This window comes from Candidatus Deferrimicrobiaceae bacterium, assembly GCA_035256765.1.
Taxonomy (GTDB): domain Bacteria; phylum Desulfobacterota; class Deferrimicrobia; order Deferrimicrobiales; family Deferrimicrobiaceae; genus CSP1-8.
Genome location: DATEXR010000258.1, coordinates 1 through 4,280, shown reverse-complemented (window position 1 = coordinate 4,280; position 4,280 = coordinate 1). Strand labels below are relative to the sequence as shown.

The window sequence follows — 4,280 nt, the reverse complement described above, 5'->3', positions numbered from 1 at the left end:
ACCGGCGGCCAGGTCGGCCTTCGCCGCGTGGTTTCCGAGAGGGAAGGAGAAGCCCACCCCGACCGACCAGAACGGGGAATTCCCCGACTTCAGATCGTCGAGGGCGTTCCCGTAATCCGGGGCCAGCCCTTCGAGCCCGGCTCTCCCCGTCAGGGATACGGCGGGAAGCATCTCGTTGCGGGCGACCTTCGTCCGGAATTCCTCGGTTTCCTGGCCGACCTTCGCGTTTTGGAGATCGGGTCGGGTCCGGAGGGCAATTTCCATCGACCCTTGTTCGGAAATCTCCCCCGGCTCGACCGGGATCGAATTCGCCGGAACCAGTTCCGAGCCGACCCCGTATTGGATCAGCACCGACAGGCTGTCGGATGCGTCCTTGACGCTCTTCTCCGCAGCGAGAAGGTCCTGCTCCCGCTGTGCGACGCCGAACCCGGAGTCGAGCAGCTCCACCTCCGCGAGGACTCCGGCTTTCACCCGCGCCCGGTTCCCCGTGTGAATCTCCTTCGCCACGGCGAGGGAGCTCCTCCTCGTCTCCAGGTTTTCCCTCGCCTTGACCAGTGCGAAATATCCGTCCCTCGCAGCGGCGACCGTGGAAATGGCAACCGATCGCCATTGCAGGAGGGAGGACGCCTTGGCATACGCGGCGATCGTGATGTCCTTTTCCGTCATCGCTTTCCCGAATCCCCGCAGGACCGGCTGGGAGAGGGAAAGGGAAATCTGCGGCTGGGCGTACCGGGAGAGCGGGGTGCCGGGGTTGTCGCGGCTCCAGAGGTTCGTGAACGCCGCCGAGGCCGTGGCTCCCGAGGAAAGGAGGACGTCCGTGGAGAAGTTGGCATCGAAGAAGCGACTGCGCTCCACGAAGGGGGATTCGGGGGCGGCGGGAGCATTCGAGCCGCGATGATCCAGCAGCAGGCTCAGGTTCGGGTCGAAGATCGCCCGGGCGCGGCGGACGTCGGTCTCGGAGAGAGCCGGGGTGAACGCCTGCACGCGCAGGTCGAGGTTTCGTTCGATCGCGGCCCGCACCGCCGTGTCCAGGGTGATCGGGATCTCTTCCGCAAGGACCGGCCCCGCCGCCGAAAGGAGGGCCGCGGCGAGGAACACCGCAACATGCGATCGGGGATGTCGCTGGGGAATATTCATCGGAAGGATCCTCATTTCCTGGCCCCCGGCGGTTTCATCGCGGAAAGGGCAACCGATGTGATGTGCCTGGCCGTCCGCTCGATCTCCGCCGCGTCGTACCGGACGTCCGGGTAGAGCCTCGCGATGACATGCTGGGCATGCCGGTAGAAGAGACATTGCCCGAGGATGCTGAAGACGTGTCGCCGGACTCGGGCTTCGTCTCCGCCCCCCCCGAGAATCTCGCGCACGAGTTCCCCCAGGGACCGATGAAGGGGCAGGAACGCCCTGTCGATGACCCGGTCGAGGGCGCCGGTCGGCTCGACGATTTCCCGCGCCATCAGTTTCCCGAACCACGCCGGCCTGCCCTCGTCGAGAATGCGAAGCAGAAAGACGCGGACAAACCGGGAGAGCCTGCTCTCGGCCGTTCCCGACCGTCCCGGGGTATCCTCCTCGTGGTATTTCTCCCGGGCCTGGTGATAGGAGGATTCCAGCACGTCTGCGTAGAGATCTTCCTTCCCCTTGAAATAATAGTTCACCGATGCGATGTTGACGTTGGCCCTGCGGCAAATCTCGCGGACGGTGGAGCGGCGATACCCCCGCTCGGCGAACACCTCCCCCGCGGCGCCGAGCAGCCGCTCGCGGGTCCGCTCGGACAGCGGCTTCCCCTCGGGGTCCGTCCGGGCGTCTTCGGAATGGATATTTTTAAACATAAGTTTGAAACAATTGTATTAATTTTCCTCGGAATGTCAAGCCCCGGGGATTTTGCCTACATCGAAGGACTCCTCCGCGCGGCGGACGCGGCTATCGCTCCGCAGCCTCGGAGGGGGGCTCCGTTCGTGGTAAGAACAGGGACGTTCCTAAGAACTCTTCATCCCCTCTGGCACCGGGAGTGGAAATGTTTCAGGGCATCGTCACCGGGGACATTCCCAGGGGGGACATTCCTATCACTGGGGGGGACACTCCTTTTTTTCTCGTCGATAGAATCAGGAGTGTCCCCGGAGTGTCCCCCCCCGCGTTGAGGAGTGTCCCCGCCCATTTGACAGAGGGAGAGGAAACGGTATAAATTTAGCTTTTCCTTCGCTTTCTTCATCAACTTCCCTTTCCAGGAGGATGCGACATGGCCGTCAAAGTCGGGATCAACGGGTTCGGGCGGATCGGACGGAATTTCTTCCGCGCGGCGTACAAGGACCCCGCGCTGGACATCGTGGCCGTCAACGACATCACCGACGCGAAAACGCTTGCCCACCTCCTGAAGTACGACTCGGTCCACGGGCGGTTCGACGAAAAGGTCGAGGCGAAAGGCGACCGGCTCGTCGTGGCGGGGAAGGAGGTCCAGGTCTTCGCCGCGAAGGACCCTTCCGAGCTCCCGTGGAAGAAACTCGGGGTGCAGGTGGTCATCGAGTCGACGGGCAAGTTCACCGACCGGGAGGGGGCGGAAAAGCACCTCAAGGCAGGGGCGAAACGGGTCCTCATCTCGGCCCCGGCCAAGGACCCCGACGCCACCTTCGTGATGGGGGTGAACGAGAAGACGTACGACCCCGCGAAGCACCGGATCATCTCCAACGCCTCCTGCACGACGAACTGCCTCGCGCCGATCGCGAAGGTGCTCCTCGACGCCTTCGGGATCGAGCGGGGGCTGATGACCACGATCCACGCGTACACCAACGACCAGAAGATCCTCGACCTCCCCCACAAGGACCTGCGCCGGGCGCGCGCGGCGGGGCTGTCCATGATTCCGACCACCACCGGCGCCGCGAAGGCGGTGGCGCTCGTGATCCCGGAATTGAAGGGGAAGCTCGACGGGATGGCGATCCGCGTCCCCACGTCCAACGTGTCCGTGGTGGACCTGACGGTGGAGCTGTCGAAGCCGGCCACCGCGGAGGAGGTCAACGAGGCGATCAAGAAGGCGTCGGAAGGGCCGCTGAAGGGAATTATCCAGTACGTCGACGAACCGCTGGTCTCCGTCGATTTCAACCATACCGCCTACTCCGCGGAGTTCGACTCCCTCTCCACCAAGGTGATCCAAGGGAGGATGGTGAAGGTGCTGGCCTGGTACGACAACGAGTGGGGATATTCCTGCCGCCTGGTGGACCTCGCCAAGTACGTGGAGAAGGCGGCGTAGGGGGATGCGCACCCCGGTCATCGCCGGCAACTGGAAGATGTACAAGACCGCGGACGAGGCGGCGGCCTTCGTCCGGGAGTTTTCCCCCCTCGTGGGGGACGCGGCCGGCGTGGAGATCGTCCTGGCCCCCGCCTTCCCCTCCCTCGCAGCCGTCGCGTCCCTGACCCGCGGCACGAACGTCCGCGTGGCGTCGCAGAACGTCCACTTCGCCGAGGAGGGGGCGTATACGGGGGAGGTCTCCCCCCGGATGGTGCGCGACACGGGGGCCGCCTGCGCCATCGTCGGCCATTCGGAGCGCCGCCAATCCTTTTCCGAGACCGACGACATGGTGAACCGGAAGGTCCGGGCCGTCCTCGGCGAGGGGCTGATCCCGATCCTGTGCCTGGGGGAGACGCTGGCCGAGCGGGAGTCGGGAAAGACGATCGAGGTGGTGGATAGGCAGCTTCGCGCCGGGCTTGCGGATGTGCCGGCGTCGGCCGCCGGGAAGGTCCTGGTGGCGTACGAGCCGGTCTGGGCGATCGGCACGGGGAAGACGGCGACGCCCGCGCAGGCCCAGGAGGTCCACGCCTTCCTCCGGGCTACACTGAAGAAGATCTGGGGGGACGAGGCCGGAAACTCGGTCCGGATCCTCTACGGGGGGTCGGTCAAGCCCGAGAACATCGCCGACCTGATGAGCAGGGAAGACATCGACGGGGCCCTCGTCGGGGGTGCGAGCCTTTCCGCCGCCTCGTTCGCGAAAATCGTGAAGTACCGATAACGGAGGAGACGTACACGCAATGTATACCCTGATCGTCATCCTGCACATCGTCGTGTCGCTGGCCCTCATCCTCATCATTCTCCTGCAGACGGGGAAGGGGGCCGACATCGGGGCCGTCTTCGGCGGCGGCTCCTCCCAGACCCTGTTCGGGTCGAGCGGACCCACCAGCTTCCTGAGCAAACTGACCGCCGCGGCCGCGGTCGTCTTCATGATCACGTCCCTCTTCCTGGCGTACTTTTCCGGGAGCAGGCCCGCCTCCAGCATCATGAAGGGGGCAGCGCCCGT

At 64.9% G+C, this 4,280-nt stretch carries 5 protein-coding genes; 3 read left to right on the top strand and 2 right to left on the bottom strand.

From position 1 onward, the window contains the following. A partial coding sequence (locus VJ307_08735) for a TolC family protein (GenBank protein HJX74228.1) occupies window positions 1-1,098 on the bottom strand: 1,098 nt, incomplete at its 3' end. Between the two features lie 50 nt (window positions 1,099-1,148). Beyond that, complete coding sequence (locus VJ307_08730) at window positions 1,149-1,826, bottom strand: CerR family C-terminal domain-containing protein (protein HJX74227.1); 678 nt, start codon at window positions 1,824-1,826, stop codon at window positions 1,149-1,151. A gap of 407 nt (window positions 1,827-2,233) precedes the next feature. Between VJ307_08730 and gap the strand changes: the two genes are divergently transcribed. The 3 genes from gap to secG all read left to right on the top strand — a co-directional run. Next, window positions 2,234-3,238 (top strand): type I glyceraldehyde-3-phosphate dehydrogenase, encoded by a 1,005-nt coding sequence (gap, locus tag VJ307_08725; protein ID HJX74226.1) that lies wholly within the window; start codon window positions 2,234-2,236, stop codon window positions 3,236-3,238. A 4-nt stretch (window positions 3,239-3,242) separates the two neighbouring features. Continuing rightward, entirely contained in the window at window positions 3,243-3,995 is a 753-nt protein-coding gene (gene tpiA / locus VJ307_08720) for a triose-phosphate isomerase (protein HJX74225.1), read from the top strand. 19 nt (window positions 3,996-4,014) lie between these two features. Then, on the top strand, window positions 4,015-4,280 hold a 266-nt coding region (gene secG / locus VJ307_08715; protein HJX74224.1), incomplete at its 3' end, for a preprotein translocase subunit SecG.

Excerpts from the sequence above, each read along its gene's own strand:
- VJ307_08730 (HJX74227.1), bottom strand. The coding sequence starts at position 1,826 with ATGTTTAAAAATATCCATTCCGAAGACGCCCGGACGGACCCCGAGGGG.
- gap (HJX74226.1), top strand. The coding sequence starts at position 2,234 with ATGGCCGTCAAAGTCGGGATCAACGGGTTCGGGCGGATCGGACGGAAT.
- tpiA (HJX74225.1), top strand. The coding sequence starts at position 3,243 with ATGCGCACCCCGGTCATCGCCGGCAACTGGAAGATGTACAAGACCGCG.